The 15,955-nt window shown below is 64.6% G+C and carries 14 protein-coding genes; 4 read left to right on the top strand and 10 right to left on the bottom strand.

Annotated elements, in window-relative coordinates; all coding sequences use genetic code 11:
* The 7 genes from atpD to EOA32_RS20045 all read right to left on the bottom strand — a co-directional run.
* The coding region (gene atpD, locus EOA32_RS20075) for a F0F1 ATP synthase subunit beta (RefSeq protein WP_189407265.1) at window positions 1-1,037 on the bottom strand (1,037 nt) is incomplete at its 3' end.
* Between the two features lie 75 nt (window positions 1,038-1,112).
* Window positions 1,113-1,997, bottom strand: a complete 885-nt coding sequence (locus EOA32_RS20070) for a F0F1 ATP synthase subunit gamma (RefSeq protein ID WP_067001531.1) — start codon at window positions 1,995-1,997, stop codon at window positions 1,113-1,115.
* 34 nt (window positions 1,998-2,031) lie between these two features.
* Window positions 2,032-3,561 (bottom strand): F0F1 ATP synthase subunit alpha, encoded by a 1,530-nt coding sequence (gene atpA, locus EOA32_RS20065; RefSeq protein WP_128372657.1) that lies wholly within the window; start codon window positions 3,559-3,561, stop codon window positions 2,032-2,034.
* Window positions 3,561-4,121 carry a F0F1 ATP synthase subunit delta gene (locus EOA32_RS20060; protein WP_067324965.1) on the bottom strand — a complete coding sequence of 187 codons (561 nt, stop codon included), beginning with the start codon at window positions 4,119-4,121 and terminating at the stop codon, window positions 3,561-3,563. Before EOA32_RS20060 ends, atpA begins: the two co-directional genes overlap by 1 nt.
* A gap of 247 nt (window positions 4,122-4,368) precedes the next feature.
* On the bottom strand, window positions 4,369-4,764 hold the full coding sequence (locus tag EOA32_RS20055; RefSeq protein WP_067324963.1) for a DUF4345 family protein: 396 nt from the start codon (window positions 4,762-4,764) through the stop codon (window positions 4,369-4,371).
* A 125-nt stretch (window positions 4,765-4,889) separates the two neighbouring features.
* Window positions 4,890-5,585, bottom strand: a complete 696-nt coding sequence (locus EOA32_RS20050; protein ID WP_128372656.1) for an aspartate/glutamate racemase family protein — start codon at window positions 5,583-5,585, stop codon at window positions 4,890-4,892.
* A 34-nt stretch (window positions 5,586-5,619) separates the two neighbouring features.
* Window positions 5,620-7,803 (bottom strand): primosomal protein N', encoded by a 2,184-nt coding sequence (locus EOA32_RS20045; RefSeq protein WP_128372655.1) that lies wholly within the window; start codon window positions 7,801-7,803, stop codon window positions 5,620-5,622.
* 90 nt (window positions 7,804-7,893) lie between these two features.
* Here EOA32_RS20045 and fsa point away from each other — a divergent pair, with 90 nt between their 5' ends.
* Window positions 7,894-8,550, top strand: a complete 657-nt coding sequence (gene fsa / locus EOA32_RS20040) for a fructose-6-phosphate aldolase (RefSeq protein ID WP_128372654.1) — start codon at window positions 7,894-7,896, stop codon at window positions 8,548-8,550.
* 92 nt (window positions 8,551-8,642) lie between these two features.
* Here the strand turns inward: fsa and lptE are convergent, their stop codons facing one another.
* Window positions 8,643-9,224, bottom strand: coding sequence for an LPS assembly lipoprotein LptE (lptE, locus tag EOA32_RS20035; RefSeq protein ID WP_067001511.1), 582 nt, complete (start codon window positions 9,222-9,224; stop codon window positions 8,643-8,645).
* The gene (gene leuS, locus EOA32_RS20030; protein WP_128372653.1) at window positions 9,211-11,838 is read right to left on the bottom strand and encodes a leucine--tRNA ligase; all 2,628 of its coding nucleotides are present in this window, start codon (window positions 11,836-11,838) and stop codon (window positions 9,211-9,213) included. The genes lptE and leuS overlap by 14 nt, the downstream gene beginning before the upstream one ends.
* Window positions 11,839-11,985: 147 nt before the next feature.
* Between leuS and EOA32_RS20025 the strand changes: the two genes are divergently transcribed.
* Window positions 11,986-12,648, top strand: a complete 663-nt coding sequence (locus EOA32_RS20025; protein ID WP_095827576.1) for a YggS family pyridoxal phosphate-dependent enzyme — start codon at window positions 11,986-11,988, stop codon at window positions 12,646-12,648.
* Window positions 12,649-12,812: 164 nt separating this feature from the next.
* On the opposite strand, the gene EOA32_RS20020 is transcribed toward EOA32_RS20025, so the two are convergent.
* Window positions 12,813-13,085 (bottom strand): aspartate-semialdehyde dehydrogenase, encoded by a 273-nt coding sequence (locus EOA32_RS20020; RefSeq protein ID WP_067001506.1) that lies wholly within the window; start codon window positions 13,083-13,085, stop codon window positions 12,813-12,815.
* A 304-nt stretch (window positions 13,086-13,389) separates the two neighbouring features.
* On the opposite strand from EOA32_RS20020, the gene acs reads away from it, so the two are divergent.
* Together acs and EOA32_RS20010 are read left to right on the top strand one after the other, a co-directional pair.
* Window positions 13,390-15,345 (top strand): acetate--CoA ligase, encoded by a 1,956-nt coding sequence (gene acs, locus EOA32_RS20015; RefSeq protein ID WP_128372652.1) that lies wholly within the window; start codon window positions 13,390-13,392, stop codon window positions 15,343-15,345.
* A partial coding sequence (locus EOA32_RS20010) for an MOSC N-terminal beta barrel domain-containing protein (RefSeq protein ID WP_128372651.1) occupies window positions 15,345-15,955 on the top strand: 611 nt, incomplete at its 3' end. The genes acs and EOA32_RS20010, both read left to right, overlap by 1 nt.

Here is a 15,955-nt window from a genome sequence, read left to right as displayed (position 1 = left end):
GTCGTGATGCGCTCCTGCAGCGCGCCCATGTCGGTGGCGAGCGTCGGCTGATAGCCCACGGCCGAGGGGATGCGGCCGAGCAGCGCCGACACTTCCGATCCGGCCTGGGTGAAGCGGAAGATGTTGTCGACGAAGAACAGCACGTCCTGGCCCTGGTCGCGGAAATACTCGGCGACGGTGAGGCCGGTCAGGCCGACGCGGGCGCGCGCGCCCGGCGGCTCGTTCATCTGGCCGTAGACCAGCGCGGCCTTGGAACCCTGGCCGCCGCCCTTCTTGTTGACGCCCGATTCGATGAACTCGTGATAGAGGTCGTTGCCTTCGCGGGTGCGTTCGCCGACGCCGGCGAACACCGAGAAGCCACCGTGGGCCTTGGCGACGTTGTTGATAAGTTCCTGGATCAGCACGGTCTTGCCGACGCCGGCGCCGCCGAACAGGCCGATCTTGCCGCCGCGGGCATAAGGCGCCAGCAGGTCAAGGACCTTGATGCCGGTGACCAGGATCTGCGCTTCCGTCGACTGGTCGACATAGGCCGGAGCCGGCTGGTGGATGGCGCGCATTTCGACGGCGTCGACCGGGCCGGCCTCGTCGACCGGTTCGCCGATGACGTTGATGATGCGGCCGAGCATGCCCGGGCCGACCGGCACCGAAATCGGTCCGCCGGTGTCATAGACATCCTGGCCGCGCACGAGACCTTCGGTCGAGTCCATGGCGATGCAGCGCACGGTGTTCTCGCCGAGATGCTGGGCGACTTCGAGGACGAGGCGGTTGCCGACATTGTCGGTTTCCAGCGCATTCAGAATGGCCGGGAGATGATCTTCGAACTGGACGTCGACGACGGCGCCGATGACCTGGCGCACCTTGCCTGCGGCGCCGACCCGCTTCGCCGCAACGCTGGCCGCCTTAGCCGGAGCCGCTGCCTTGGCCGGAGCGGCCGCCTTCTTGGCCGGAGCGGCATTCGCGGCTGCTGCCGGAGCCTTTGCCGCCTTGGGGGCCGGTGCCGCCTTGGCGGCGGTCTTCGGGGTAGCTGCTTTCGCCATCGTCTTTGCCCTTTTCGTCTGTCTGTTGCTCACGCCTTCTGCCGCGAGGTCGATGGCCTCGGCGGCGGGGCGCGCCTAGAGCGCCTCGGCGCCCGAAATGATTTCGATGAGTTCCTTGGTGATCTGCGCCTGCCGCTGGCGATTGTAGGTGATCGACAGCCTGTTGATCATGTCGCCGGCGTTGCGCGTCGCATTGTCCATCGCGCTCATCTTGGCGCCCATCTCGCCAGCCGCGTTTTCCAGCAGCGCGCGGAAGATCTGCACCGCGATGTTGCGCGGGATGAGGTCGGAGAGGATCTCGCCCGGCTCCGGCTCGTATTCGTAGACGGCCGTGGCGCCGTTGCTCGTCTCGGCAGCGGCGGAAGCCGGGGCCGCCGGGATGATCTGCTGCGCCGTCGGAATCTGGCTGATCACCGACTTGAACTGCGAATAGAACAGCGTGCAGACGTCGAAGCCGCCCTGGTTGAACAGGTTGATCACCTTGCGCGCGATCGCATCGGCATTGACGAAGCCGAGCGTCTTGACCTCGCGCAGGTCGACGCGCTCGAGGATCAGCGAGCCGTACTCGCGGCGCAGGATGTCAAAACCCTTCTTGCCGACGCAGATGATCTTGACCTGCTTGCCGTCGGCGAGAAGCTTACGAATATGCTCGCGGGCCAGGCGCGCGATCTGGGAATTGAAGCCGCCGCACAGTCCGCGCTCGGCGGTGCAGACGATGAGCAGATGCACGTCGTCCCTGCCGGTGCCGGTCATCAGCGCCGGGGCATCGCCGCCGCCGCCGATCGCCTGGGTGATGTTGGCCAGCACCGCCCCCATCCGCTCGGAATAGGGACGCGCCGCTTCCGCCGCTTCCTGCGCGCGACGCAGCTTCGCCGCGGCGACCATCTGCATCGCCTTGGTGATCTTCTGCGTCGCCTTGACCGAGGCGATACGGTTACGAAGGTCTTTTAATGAAGGCATGCTTCAAACCTGATCCCGTGCGTCCGGCTGCTCGTTAAGCGAAGGTCTTGGCGAAGGCGTCGATCTCGGCCTTGAGCTTGCTGCGCAGGTCGTCCGACAGCGCCTTCTCCTTGCGGATGCCGTCGAGCACGTCCTTGCCGGCCGAGCGCATGTGGCTGAGCAGGCCATGCTCGAACTTGCCGACCTGGTTCAGCGCCAGCTTGTCGAGATAGCCATTGACGCCGGCGAAGATCACCGCGACCTGCTCTTCGGTCTTGAGCGGCGAGAACTGCGGCTGCTTCAGGAGCTCCGTCAGGCGCGAACCGCGATTGAGCAGACGCTGGGTGGCGGCGTCGAGGTCGGAGCCGAACTGCGCGAAGGCCGCCATTTCGCGGTACTGCGCGAGCTCGCCCTTGATCGAGCCGGCGACCTGCTTCATCGCCTTGACCTGCGCCGAGGAGCCGACGCGCGACACCGACAGACCGACGTTCACCGCCGGGCGGATGCCCTGGAAGAAGAGGTTGGTCTCGAGGAAGATCTGGCCGTCGGTGATCGAGATCACGTTGGTCGGGATGTAGGCCGACACGTCGTTGGCCTGCGTCTCGATGATCGGCAGCGCGGTCAGCGAGCCGTTGCCATTATCGTCATTGAGCTTCGCGGCGCGCTCCAGCAGGCGCGAATGCAGATAGAACACGTCGCCCGGATAGGCTTCGCGACCCGGCGGGCGGCGCAGCAGCAGCGACATCTGGCGGTAGGCGACGGCCTGCTTCGACAGGTCGTCATAGCTGATGAGGGCATGCATGCCGTTGTCGCGGAAATATTCGCCCATGGTGCAGCCGGCGAACGGCGCCAGGAACTGCATCGGCGCCGGATCCGACGCGGTGGCGGCGATGATGATGGAGTAGTCGAGCGCGCCGCGCTCCTCGAGCACCTTGACGAACTGCGCGACGGTCGAGCGCTTCTGGCCGACGGCGACGTAGACGCAGTAGAGCTTCTCCTTCTCCGGGCCGTTGTCGTGCACCGACTTCTGGTTCAGCATCGTGTCGAGGATGATGGCGGTCTTACCGGTCTGACGGTCGCCGATGACCAGCTCGCGCTGACCGCGGCCGACCGGGATCAGCGCGTCGATGGCCTTGAGGCCGGTCGACATCGGCTCATGCACCGACTTGCGCGGAATGATGCCGGGCGCCTTGACGTCGACGCGGCGGCGTTCGGTCGCCTGGATCGGGCCCTTGCCGTCGATCGGATTGCCGAGCGCGTCGACCACGCGGCCGAGCAGGCCGGGACCGACCGGAACATCGACGATGGCGCCGGTGCGCTTGACGGTGTCGCCTTCCTTGATGTCACGGTCGTTGCCGAAGATGACGACGCCGACATTGTCGGTTTCGAGGTTCAGCGCCATGCCGCGGATGCCGCCCGGGAATTCGACCATCTCGCCCGCCTGGACGTTGTCGAGCCCGTAGACGCGGGCAATGCCGTCACCGACGGACAGAACCTGGCCGACTTCGGAGACCTCGGCCTCCTTGCCGAAATTCTTGATCTGGTCTTTCAGAATTGCGGAAATTTCCGCGGCGCGGATGTCCATCAGCCGACCTCTTTCAGTGCAAGCTTGAGCGAATTGAGTTTGGTTTTGAGCGACGTATCGATCTGGCGCGAGCCCATCTTGACGATCAAGCCGCCGAGCAGCGACGGGTCGACGGTCATGGCGATGGCCACGTCCTTGCCGGCGATGCCGGTCAGCGTCGCCTTGAGTTCGGCCTGCTGCGCATCCGTCAGCGCATGCGCGGAGGTGACTTCGGCGGACGCCTCGCCGCGGTGGTCGGCGGCAATCTGGCGGAACGCCTTGATCATGCCGGGCACGGCGAACAGGCGGCGGTTGCGGGCGACGACGCGCAGGAAATTGCCGACGAGGCCGGTGATGTTGGCTCTAGAGATGATCGCGCCGATCGCCTTGGCCTGATCGTCGCTGGAGAACACCGGACTGTTGATGAGCCGGGCAAGGTCGGCGCTGCCGTTGAGCATCGCCTCGAAATCGTTGAGGTCGGCCTCGACCTGGGCGACCGAATTTTCCTGCAGCGCGAGCTCGAACAGCGAGCTTGCATAGCGCTCTGCGACAGCTGAGATTGGCGATGACGATTGGGCCACGGACCGTCTTTTCTCTTGTCTGACAGGCCGCAGATTGTTGGCGCGAGCGAAAACTCTGGCTAAATCTTTGACCTTACTGCGATTTTTCCAAGCACGGAGGGATGGCTTCCGCTATCCCCGGCCGAAAGTCGATTGCCGTCTAGCACAGGCCTTTTGAGACCGCAATGCATCGTCCGGCATGGTTTTCAGGCACTTTTGTCGCATCAGGCGGCGAAGGCCGAGCCTGAGCGGCGGATTAGTCACGAATTCACGGCACGAAGCCGAAGGCGAAGGCAAGCGGCAGCGCCGCCAGGGCCAATTCAACCACGATGGAAGCCCAGTTGAAAGGTGTGTTGGCGCCGTCCGACATCATCGACAAAAGCCGGCCGAAAGCCGTGAACAGCCATGAGAAGCCGAGCGCCATATAGAGCAGCGGCTGCGCGAGCAGGATGCAGCACAGGCTGACGCCGAGGTAGAAGCCCGACATGCGGCCGCGCCCTTCGGCGATCGCCGCCGCTTTCTCCGGCTTCGCTTGCAGGCGCAGGATGCGGAAGGCGAGGTTCGGCGCCAGGAACAGGACGAGGCCGATGAGCAGCGTCACGACGGCGCTCGACCATGCCAGCCACTCGCCCTGGCTCGCCGGCCACGGAAACGCGAACTCCATCTGATCCCCCTCGGAAAGTCTTGTTCTGAAATTGCCGGCATTCTAGCCGAGGAAAATCCGCGCGCCAGATGGCGGCCGGCACATTTGAAAAGACGCAAGAGAAGAAGCGTCAGAAGAGCGCCCGATCAGGACAATGCGAACTCGATCGCTGCCTCGGCATGGATGCGCGTGGTGTCGAACACCGGCATGTCGAAATCGCCCTGGCCGATCAGCATGGTGATCTCGGTGCAGCCCATGATGAGGCCGTCGATCTTTTCGTCGCGCCGCAGACGGCCGACTTCCTCGACATAAGCGGACTTCGAGTCGGCTTTGACGATACCCTGGCAGAGCTCATCATAGATAATCCGGTGCACCATGTCGCGGCCGGCCTGGCCGGGCACGACCGGCTGCAGGCCGTATTTGTCGGCGAGCCGTCCTTTGTAGAAATCCTGCTCCATGGTGAAGCGTGTCGCTAGCAGCGCCGGCCGCTTCACGCCTGCGGCGACAACAGCGTGTCCAGTTGCGTCGGCGATATGGATGAGCGGAATCGAGATGGCCGCCTGCACCGTGTCGGCGAGTTTGTGCATGGTGTTGGTGCAGATCACCAGGCCCTCGGCGCCGCCGGCCTCCAGCTTTCGCGCGGCTTTCACCAGAAGGACGCCGGCGCCGTCCCAGTCGCCGGCATGCTGGCGTTCGGCGATCTCGGCGAAGTCGAACGACCACAGGAGCAGCTTCGCCGAATGCAGCCCGCCCAGCCGCTCGCGCACGATCTCGTTGAGCAGTCGGTAGTAGATCGCCGTCGATTCCCAGCTCATGCCGCCGATAAGGCCGAGGGTTTTCATAAAGCGAGCACTCCGTTGGGGCAGTCTTTCTCGCTTATAGGAAGCTCTGCGGGTCGATGTCGACCTGCACCCTGACGGAGCCGCGCAGCTTCGGCCCCTCCGCCAGCATGGCTCGAATAAACCCTTGCATGTCCGCGCGCCGCCCGCCCTGGACAAGCAAGCGGAAGCGGTGGCGGCCGCCGATCAGCGACAGCGGCGCCTCGGCCGGTCCGAGCACGAAGAGATCGGAGGCTGTAGGTGCCGCGCGCCGCAAGCCCCGCGCATGGGTTTCGGCCTCGGCGCGTGTCGCGGCACTGACGATGATGCCGGCGAGCCGGCCGAACGGTGGCAGCGCGGCGCGCTCCCGCTCCGCGATTTCGCGCTCGTAAAAGGCTTCCGAATCGCCGGAGACGATCGCCCGCATCACCGGATGGTCGGGCTGGTAGGTCTGCAGCAGGCCGAGGCTCTTCTTGCCGGTGCGGCCCGCGCGCCCGGTCACCTGGCTGAGCAGCTGGAAGGTGCGCTCGGCGGCGCGCGGATCGCCATTGGCGAGGCCGAGGTCGGCGTCGACCACGCCGACCAGCGTCATGCCGGGGAAGTTGTGACCCTTGGCGACGAGCTGCGTGCCGATGACGATATCGGCCTCGCCATTGGCGACGGCCTCGAGCTCGAGCCGCAGCCGGCGCACGCCGCCCAAGAGATCGGACGACAATACGATCGTGCGGGCTTCCGGGAAATGCGCCACCACTTCCTCGGCGATGCGCTCGACGCCCGGCCCGCAGGCGACCAGATGATCGAGCGTGCCGCATTCCGGGCAGGCCTCCGGCCGCCGCTCATTGTGGCCGCAATGATGGCAAACGAGCTGGCCGCGAAAGCGATGCTCGACCAGCCAGGCCGAGCAGACCGGGCAGCCGAAGCGATGGCCGCAGACGCGGCAGAGCGTCAGCGGCGCATAGCCGCGCCGGTTGAGGAAGAGCAGCGACTGCTCTTGTCTCTCCAGCGTGCGCTCCATCTGCTCCAGAAGGAGAGGCGACAGAAAACCGCCGCGCGCAGGCGCCGCGCGCCGCATGTCGATCGATTTCAGGTCGGGGAGCGCTGCCTCGGCAAAACGCGCCGACAGCACCGCGCGGTGATAGCGGCCCTGGCTGGCGTTGACCCGGCTCTCGACCGACGGCGTCGCCGAGGCGAGCACGACCGGGAAAGCGCCGATATGGCCGCGCACCACCGCCATGTCGCGCGCATTGTAGAAGACGCGGTCTTCCTGCTTGTAGGCCGGGTCATGCTCCTCGTCGACGACGATCAGGCCTAGCTCCTTGAACGGCAAGAACAGCGCCGAACGCGCCCCGGCGACGACGCGCACGCCGCCCTCCGCCACCTGCCGCCAGACGCGTTCGCGCATCCGGGGCGGCAGGTCCGAATGCCACTCCGCCGGTTTGGCGCCGAAGCGGTCCTGGAAGCGTTCGAGGAAAGCGTGCGTCAGCGCGATCTCCGGCAGCAGGATCAGCACCTGCTTGCCCTTGTCGAGCGCCGCCGCCACCGCCTCGAAATAGACTTCCGTCTTGCCCGATCCGGTGACGCCGTCGAGCAGGGCGACGTTGAAGGCGTCAGCGGCGATCGCCGCGCGCAGCTTCTCGGCCGCCGCCTTCTGGTCCGGCATCAATTCCGGCACGGCATGGCCGAGATCGGGTGCGGCGACCACCGGCCTTGGCGGGATCATCACCGTCTCGAACACGCCTTGTGCCCTCAAGCCATCGATGACGGTCGAGGAGACACCCGCAGCATGGGCGAGACCGGAGCGCGTCCAGGCAAGCCCGCCTTCGGCCGTTTCCAAAACGCGGCGTCGCGCATCGGTCAACCGGTCGGGCTCGGCAAGCGTGCGCTGCAGGCCTTCGATCCACGGCTCCGGGTCGAAAGCTTCCGGCGCCCTCAACAACATCCGCGCCACCATGCCGGGCGCCGACAGCGTGTATTGGGCGATCCAGTCGACGAAACGGCGCATGGCCTTGTCGATCGGCGGGCAGTCGAAGACCTCCTCGATCGGCCGCAGCTTTTTCGGATCGACGGATTCGACGACGGCGTCCCAGACGATGCCGGCCACCTGCCGCGGCCCCAGCGGCACGCGCACGATCGAGCCCGGCACCACGCGCATGCCTGGCGGCACGGCATATGTGTAGGGCCGTTCGGCCGGCATCGGCACCAGCACCGGCGCGGCCGCGACAAAGGGCGAATCTTCGATCATCGGGCGTGACCTTGCCCCGACTTTGCTCTAGATCAAAGGGGACCCCCGCATCTGCCTGGCCGGCGTCAGGCAATCCCCAAGGAGACAGCCATGAAGTTTTTTGTCGACACCGCTGACATCAAGGAAATTAAGGATCTGCACGATCTGGGGCTGCTCGATGGCGTCACCACCAACCCGTCGCTGATCCTGAAATCGGGCGGCAAGATCGCCGAGGTCACCAAGCAGATCTGCGACATTGTCGAAGGCCCGGTCTCGGCCGAGGTCGTGGCGACCGAGTACAAGGAGATGATGGCCGAGGCCGAGGTGCTGGCCAAGATCGCGCCGAATGTGGCCATCAAGGTGCCGCTGACGCTGGATGGGCTAAGGGCCTGCAAGACGATCCGCACCGAGATGAACCGCATGGTCAACGTCACGCTCTGCTTCTCGGCCAACCAGGCGCTGCTTGCCGCCAAGGCCGGCGCCTCCTTCATCTCGCCCTTCGTCGGCCGCATCGACGACACCGGCTCGGACGGCATGGAGCTGATCTCGGAAATCCGCACCATCTACGACAATTACGATTTCAAGACCGAGATCCTGACCGCTTCCGTGCGTACGGTGAACCACGTCAAGCAGGCGGCTTTGATCGGCGCCGATATCGTGACCGCGCCGCCGGCGACGTTGAAGGCGCTGGTCAACCATCCGCTCACCGACAAGGGCCTCGCCGCCTTCCTCGCCGATTGGGCCAAGACCGGCCAGAAGATTGGCTGAGGCCGGAGAGCAGACAACAAAAGGCCGGGGGTAACCTGGCCTTTTTTATTGCCTCGAATAGGGGAATAGCGCGGCGGCGCCCAGAGACCAGCTCAGGCCTTCTTGCCATTCTTGGCCAGGTCCTGGGCGATCGCCAGCCTTAGCAGATCGGCGAGCTCGCGGGCGGCGCGGTTCTCGGCATCGATCTGCGCCCGGTAGGCCGCAAACTCCTGGCGCGGCCGGTCGAAGGAGGAAGGAATCGAGCGCTTGCCGAGCGCGACCACAGTGCCGGTCGCGGCGTCTCTGAGCACATAATTGGCGGTGAGGGTCACGGTGCCCGCCGTCGGCTCGTCCTCTTCGGTCTGCACCTGAACGATGGCCGCCGACTCGACAAGCTCGGTGACGCCGAGGTCGAGCGTATAGGCAGGCGATGCCGGCTCGCCCGAGCCCTGGCCGAAAGCGAAGATCAGGTTGTTGCGCACCTGCTGTGCAGGGCGGGTGCTGACCGGCTTGATCGAGATCGAGGCCAACTCGGCGGCGGCCCCGACCTGCGAGCCGGCGGTGAGCGGCGCGCTGGAATAGAGCGGCCGCACCGTGCAGGCGGAGACCAGTGCCAGCGAGGCGACCAGGCCGCTGAGAGCAGCGCGGCGCAGAAGACGCGCCGCCTGTGACTTTTCCGGATCAGGCAACGACATTGACGATCCTCTGCGGGACGATGATCACCTTGCGCGGGGCTTTACCATCGAGCGCTTTCTGCACGAAGTCGAGAGCCAGCACCGCTTTTTCGACGGCACCTTGATCCGCGTCGCGGGCAATTGTCAAATCCCCGCGCTTCTTGCCGTTGACCTGCACCGGCAGCATGATCTCGTTGTCGACGACCAGGGCCGGATCGTAGGCAGGCCACGGCCGTTCGGCGACCATCTCGGTGCCGCCCAACGCCTCCCAGCATTCCTCGGCCAGATGCGGCATCACCGGCGCGATCACATGCACCAGGATCTCGACGGCCTCGCGGCAGGCGCCCTTCAGCGCCGCGTCAGCCTTGCCTTCGGCGACGTCGTTGAGCGGCACGGCCAGCGCATTGGCAAGCTCGTAGATGCGGGCGATAGCCCGGTTGAAGCCGAGCTTCTCGATGTCCTCGCCGATCGCCTTCAGGATCTTGTGCGCGGCCTTGGAAACGGCACCTGCCTCGCCTTCGCTCGCCGCGGCCGGCTTCACGTCGGCAAGCTGTTCGGCCGCGATCTGCACCAGGCGCCAGACGCGCTGCACGAAGCGATGCGCGCCGGCGGCACCTTCGTCGGTCCATTCGACGTCGCGCTCCGGCGGCGAGTCCGACAGCATGAACCAGCGCGCGGTATCGGCCCCGTAGCCGTCGGTGATCTCCTCCGGACTCACCGTGTTCTTCTTCGATTTCGACATCTTCTCGAGCGCGCCGATCGTCGCTTCCTCGCCGGTCGCGATCTCGATGGCGCGGCGCTTGCTGCCGGCATCCTCGATCCTGACCTCGCTCGGCGACAGCCAGCGCCCATTTGTCGACGGACCGCCGACGCGGTAGGTCTCGTGCACCACCATGCCTTGCGTGAACAGGCCCTTGAACGGCTCGGCGAGGTTCAAATGGCCGGTCTCGCGCATGGCACGCGTGAAGAAGCGCGAATAGAGCAGATGCAGGATCGCGTGCTCGATGCCGCCGATATACTGGTCCACCGCCAGCCACTCGTCCGCCGCCTTCGGCTCGGTCGGCTCGTTTGCCCAGGGGGCGGTGAAGCGCGCGAAATACCACGACGAATCGACGAACGTATCCATCGTGTCGGTCTCGCGCCGCGCGTCGCGCCCGCATTGCGGGCATTTCACGTGACGCCATGTCGGATGCCGATCGAGCGGATTGCCCGGACGGTCGAACTCGATGTCGTCAGGCAGTTTCACCGGCAGATCGGCCTTCGGCACCGGCACCACGCCGCAGGCCTCGCAGTGGATCATCGGGATCGGGCAGCCCCAGTAGCGCTGGCGCGAGATGCCCCAATCGCGCAGGCGGAAATTCACCTTGCGCTCTGCCATCGGCCGGCCGCCGATCGTCCTCTGTTCGAGCAGCTTCGCCACCTCGTCGAACGCGCGCTGCGGCTTCATGCCGTCGAGGAAGCGCGAATTGATCATCACGCCGTCGTCGACATAGGCCTCCTCGGTGATCTGGAAGCTTTTTGCGTCGCCGTCTTCCGGCATCACTACCGGGACTACCGGCAGGCCGTATTTGTTGGCGAAGTCGAGGTCGCGCTGATCGCCCGACGGGCAGCCGAAGATGGCGCCCGTGCCATACTCCATCAGCACGAAATTCGCGACGTAGACAGGCAGCGTCCAGCTGTCGTCGAAAGGATGGACGACGCGGATGCCGGTATCGAAACCCTTCTTTTCGGCCGTCTCAAGCGCCGCCACCGAGGTGCCCATATGGCGGACCTCGTCGATGAACTTGGCCAGCGCCGGATTGTTCTCGGCGGCTTGTTTGGCCAGCGGATGATCCGCCGCGACCGCCATGAAGGAGGCGCCGAAGATGGTGTCCGGCCTGGTCGTGTAGACTTCCAGCTCGTGCATGTCGCCAACAGGACCTGCGAGCGGCCAGCGGATCAGCAGCCCTTCGGAGCGGCCGATCCAGTTGTGCTGCATCAGCTTGACCTTCTCCGGCCATTCGTCGAGACGGCCGAGCGAATCCAGCAGGTCCTGCGCGAAATCGGTGATCTTGAAGAACCACTGCGTCAACTCGCGCTGCTCGACCAGCGCGCCCGAGCGCCAGCCGCGGCCGTCGATGACCTGCTCGTTGGCGAGCACCGTCATGTCTGCCGGGTCCCAGTTGACCTTGGAGGATTTGCGCGTCACCAGCCCCTTCTCGACGAAGTCGAGGAACAGCATCTGCTGGCGGTGATAGTAGTCGACGTCGCATGTGGCGAACTCCCGCGCCCAGTCGAGCGACAGGCCCATCATCTTGAGCTGCTCGCGCATGACGGCGATGTTTTCGTAGGTCCAGTCCTTGGGATGGACCTTGTTCTGCATCGCTGCGTTCTCGGCCGGCATGCCGAAGGCGTCCCAACCCATCGGGTGCAGCACGTTGAAGCCCTTGGCCCGCTTGTAGCGCGCGACGACGTCGCCCATCGTATAGTTGCGGGTGTGGCCGATATGGATCTTCCCTGAGGGATAAGGGAACATCTCGAGCACGTAGTATTTCGGCTTCGGGTCCTCGTTCCTGGCCTCGAACAGCTTCTTTTCGGCCCAGGCCTTCTGCCATTTGGGCTCTGACGTGCGCGGATTGTATCGTTCGGTTGCCATCAGATGTTTTTCACTTAAAAGCGGGTGCGCGGCGCTGGGCAAGGCCGGCAGCCGAGACAATGTCGTCGCGGTGTTCACCATGGATTGCCAGACCCGTCAACTGTGGCGATCCGGCGTTGGTGCTAAAACTATGGGCAGGATATGGACATGACGAGCCCCGTCGAACAGCTTCGCGCGGTCAAGGCGAAGATCGCAAGCGCCGAACGCGAGGCAAAGCGTGAGCCCGGCGCCGTCATGCTGGTCGCGGTCTCGAAGACCTTCGCGGCCGAAGATATCCGCCCGGTCATCGAGGCGGGCCAGCGTGTTTTCGGCGAGAACCGCGTGCAGGAAGCTCAAGGTAAATGGCCGGCGCTGAAAGCGGCGTTTCCCGACATCGAGCTGCACCTGATCGGGCCGCTGCAATCCAACAAGACGAAGGAAGCGGTGGCGCTTTTCGATGTCATCGAGACCGTCGATCGCGAGAAGATCGCCGCCGAGCTTGCCAAGGAGACCGCCAGGCAAGGCCTGGCGCCCAAACTCTATGTGCAGGTCAACACCGGCTCCGAGCCGCAGAAGGCCGGCATCGAGCCGCGCGACGCCGTCGCTTTCGTCAAACGCTGCCGCGAGGTGCACGGCCTCGCCATTGAGGGCCTCATGTGCATCCCGCCGGCGGACGAGAATCCCGGTCCGCATTTCGCGCTTTTGGAAAAGATCGCTGGCGAGGCCGGCGTCGCAATGCTCTCGATGGGAATGTCCGGCGATTACGAGACCGCGATCGCCTTCGGCGCGACCAGCGTCAGGCTGGGCTCGGCGATCTTCGGCAGTCGCTAAGCGCCTCGAGACGCTGGTAGCGATCTTGTTGCCGACCCCGACAATCGAACGATAACGCTTCCGCCGGCGCTTGAAACGAACCGGGCCGTTCCTACCAAGCCCGGGGATAACGAGTGATGGGCGTTTCCGCCAAACGTTCGACGTCCAGAGAACCTCTGCGCCGCTCAGTGCAGCACGAACTCCCCGTCCACTTTCCGCCACTCGTTCGGCGCGATCAGCTTCTGGTGCGTGTACGTCACCGAATGCAGCGGGCCGTCGAGCTTGGTCTTCCAGAATTCGATGAAGCGGATCAGCACCGGAAACTCCGGCGCGATGTCGTAATCCTGCCAGATATAGCTTTGCAGCAGATGTGGATGGTCTGGGAAGTGATAAAGGATCTTGGCCGTGGTCAGCCCATAGCCGCTGAGCATCAAGTCCATTTCGAGATGATGGCGCATTGCCGTCCTCAGTTGATTCTCCTTTCCTCCCAACGCGAAACTCTGCGCCTCGTTGCTTAACCGTCTATTGATTTTCGCACATCAGACCCAAGTTTTCCATCGGAAAAACAGACGGTTAGCAGCCCTAGGGCGAGAGTGCTGACAGGCGTTTGCACTTGCCCCTGCGTCATCCCGCCGCGCGAATCCAACGTCTAATATTGCCGTCACGGCGGAACTGTTAATAATGCCGCGAATTCACGGCTGCTTCGCCGTGATGCCGTCGGCACATCAAGCCGGCGGAACGGTTTCGGAGGAAAGCTAGAAAATGTCCGATGTCCATGTCCACCGCGTCCAGCCGGCGTGGAAGAAAAACGCGCTGATCGACAACGACACCTATCTCAAATGGTATGCCGACAGCGTGAAGAACCCGGACAAGTTTTGGGGCAAGCACGGCAAGCGCATCGACTGGTTCAAGCCCTTCACCAAGGTCAAGAACACTTCCTTCGACGGCAAGGTCTCGATCAAGTGGTTCGAGGACGGCCAGACCAACGTTTCCTACAACTGCATCGACCGGCATCTGAAGAAGCGCGGCAACCAGACCGCCATCATCTGGGAAGGCGACAACCCTTACGATGACAGGAAGATCACCTACAACGAGCTCTATGCGCATGTCTGCCGCTTCGCCAATGTGCTGAAGAAGCACGGCGTCAAGAAGGGCGACCGCGTTACCATCTACATGCCGATGATCCCCGAAACGGCTTACGCGATGCTTGCCTGCACGCGTATCGGCGCCATCCATTCGGTCGTCTTCGGCGGCTTCTCGCCCGATGCGCTGGCCGGCCGCATCGACGACTGCAAGTCGACCATCGTCATCACCGCCGACGAGGGCCTGCGCGGCGGCAAGCCGATTGCGCTGAAGGACAACACCGACAAGGCCATCGACATCGCCGCCAAGGCCGGCACCAAGGTGGAAAAAGTGGTGGTGGTGCGACGCACCGGCGGCAAGACCGGCTGGGTGCCGGGCCGCGACGTCTGGTACCATGACGAGGCCGCGACCGTTAAGGCCGACTGCAAACCCGAGAAGATGAAGGCGGAGGACCCGCTGTTCATCCTCTACACATCGGGCTCAACCGGCAAGCCGAAAGGCGTGCTGCACACCACCGCCGGCTATCTCGTCTATGTTTCGATGACGCACCAGTATGTCTTCGATTACCATGACGGCGACATCTACTGGTGCACCGCCGATGTCGGCTGGGTCACCGGCCACAGCTACATCGTCTATGGCCCTTTGGCCAACGGCGCCACAACGCTGATGTTCGAGGGCGTGCCGAACTACCCGTCGCAGTCGCGCTTCTGGGAAGTCGTCGACAAGCACCAGGTCAACATCTTCTACACCGCGCCGACGGCGCTGCGCGCCCTGATGGGCGCCGGCGATTCCCATGTGAAGAAGACCTCGCGCAAGTCGCTGCGCGTGCTGGGCACGGTCGGCGAGCCGATCAATCCGGAAGCCTGGGAGTGGTATTTCAACGTCGTCGGCAACGCCAAGGTGCCGATCGTCGACACATGGTGGCAGACCGAGACCGGCGGCATCCTGATCACGCCGCTGCCGGGCGCCACCGACCTTAAGGCCGGCTCGGCGACACGGCCCTTCTTCGGCGTCAAGCCGCAGCTGGTCGATGGCGAAGGCAAGGTGCTGGAAGGCGCGGCCGACGGTAATCTCTGCATCACCGATTCCTGGCCCGGCCAGATGCGCACCGTCTATGGCGATCACGACCGTTTCGTGCAGACCTATTTCTCGACTTACAAGGACAAATACTTCACCGGCGACGGCTGCCGCCGTGACGCCGACGGCTACTACTGGATCACCGGCCGCGTCGACGACGTCATCAACGTTTCAGGCCACCGCATGGGCACGGCGGAAGTTGAATCTGCGCTGGTCAGCCACGACAAGGTCTCGGAAGCCGCCGTCGTCGGCTATCCGCACGATATCAAGGGTCAGGGAATCTACTGCTACGTCACGCTGATGTCCGGCACGACATCGAGCGAGGATCTGCGCAAGGAGCTTGTCGCCCATGTCCGCAAGGAGATCGGCGCCATCGCAACGCCCGACAAGATCCAGTTCGCGCCGGGCCTGCCCAAGACCCGTTCGGGCAAGATCATGCGGCGCATCCTGCGCAAGATCGCCGAGGACGATTACGGCGCGCTCGGCGACACCTCGACGCTCGCCGATCCCGCCGTGGTCGACGATCTCGTTGCCAACCGGCAGAATAAAAGGGCCTGATGAACGCGCAGGCCGCACTCGGCACCGTCAGCCAGCTATGGCGCTATCCGGCGAGCTCGCTCGCCGGCGAGCGGCTGGACGCCATCTCCGTCGGCACTTCGACTGTCGACGGCGACCGGCTGTTCGGCCTGGTCGATGCGTCGGATGGCGAGATCGCCAGGCCGGACCGCGGACCGAAATGGCACAAGGTGCCGCTGATCCGCACCCGGCTGACCGAAGACCGCCGGCTCGAAGTGGCCGTGCCCGGCGGCGACTGGCTGCCGGCGCCCGACCCGGAAAGCGACCGGGTTCTTTCCGGATTTCTTGGTTTCGACGCCTCGATCCGGCCTTACTTCCGCGAGCACGCGCCGGGCTATGCCGGCCCGCTCACGGCCGAGCGATACAGCAGGACGCCGATCCATCTGCTCACCACCGCCTCGCTGGCGCGGCTGAAGGCGCTGCATCCGCAAGGCGTGCCAGATTCGCGCCGCTTTCGCCCCAACATCGTCGTCGACATGGAGCCGGTGGAAGGCTCCTTCCCGGAGACGGAATGGCTCGGCCGCAAGCTCGCGATCGGCGATCTGCTGCTCACGATCTCCGAGCCCTGCCGCCGCTGCGGCTTCACCATCAT

This window comes from Mesorhizobium sp. M1A.F.Ca.ET.072.01.1.1 (genome assembly GCF_004023325.1).
Classification (GTDB): domain Bacteria; phylum Pseudomonadota; class Alphaproteobacteria; order Rhizobiales; family Rhizobiaceae; genus Mesorhizobium.
The sequence above is the reverse complement of the archived record's forward strand: the minus strand, read 5'-3'. Positions and strand labels throughout refer to the sequence as shown.

Excerpts from the sequence above, each read along its gene's own strand:
- leuS (WP_128372653.1), bottom strand. The coding sequence starts at position 11,838 with ATGGCAACCGAACGATACAATCCGCGCACGTCAGAGCCCAAATGGCAG.
- fsa (WP_128372654.1), top strand. The coding sequence starts at position 7,894 with ATGAAGTTTTTTGTCGACACCGCTGACATCAAGGAAATTAAGGATCTG.
- atpA (WP_128372657.1), bottom strand. The coding sequence starts at position 3,561 with ATGGACATCCGCGCCGCGGAAATTTCCGCAATTCTGAAAGACCAGATC.
- EOA32_RS20050 (WP_128372656.1), bottom strand. The coding sequence starts at position 5,585 with ATGAAAACCCTCGGCCTTATCGGCGGCATGAGCTGGGAATCGACGGCG.
- EOA32_RS20055 (WP_067324963.1), bottom strand. The coding sequence starts at position 4,764 with ATGGAGTTCGCGTTTCCGTGGCCGGCGAGCCAGGGCGAGTGGCTGGCA.
- EOA32_RS20025 (WP_095827576.1), top strand. The coding sequence starts at position 11,986 with ATGACGAGCCCCGTCGAACAGCTTCGCGCGGTCAAGGCGAAGATCGCA.
- EOA32_RS20045 (WP_128372655.1), bottom strand. The coding sequence starts at position 7,803 with ATGATCGAAGATTCGCCCTTTGTCGCGGCCGCGCCGGTGCTGGTGCCG.
- acs (WP_128372652.1), top strand. The coding sequence starts at position 13,390 with ATGTCCGATGTCCATGTCCACCGCGTCCAGCCGGCGTGGAAGAAAAAC.
- EOA32_RS20020 (WP_067001506.1), bottom strand. The coding sequence starts at position 13,085 with ATGCGCCATCATCTCGAAATGGACTTGATGCTCAGCGGCTATGGGCTG.
- lptE (WP_067001511.1), bottom strand. The coding sequence starts at position 9,224 with ATGTCGTTGCCTGATCCGGAAAAGTCACAGGCGGCGCGTCTTCTGCGC.
- EOA32_RS20070 (WP_067001531.1), bottom strand. The coding sequence starts at position 1,997 with ATGCCTTCATTAAAAGACCTTCGTAACCGTATCGCCTCGGTCAAGGCG.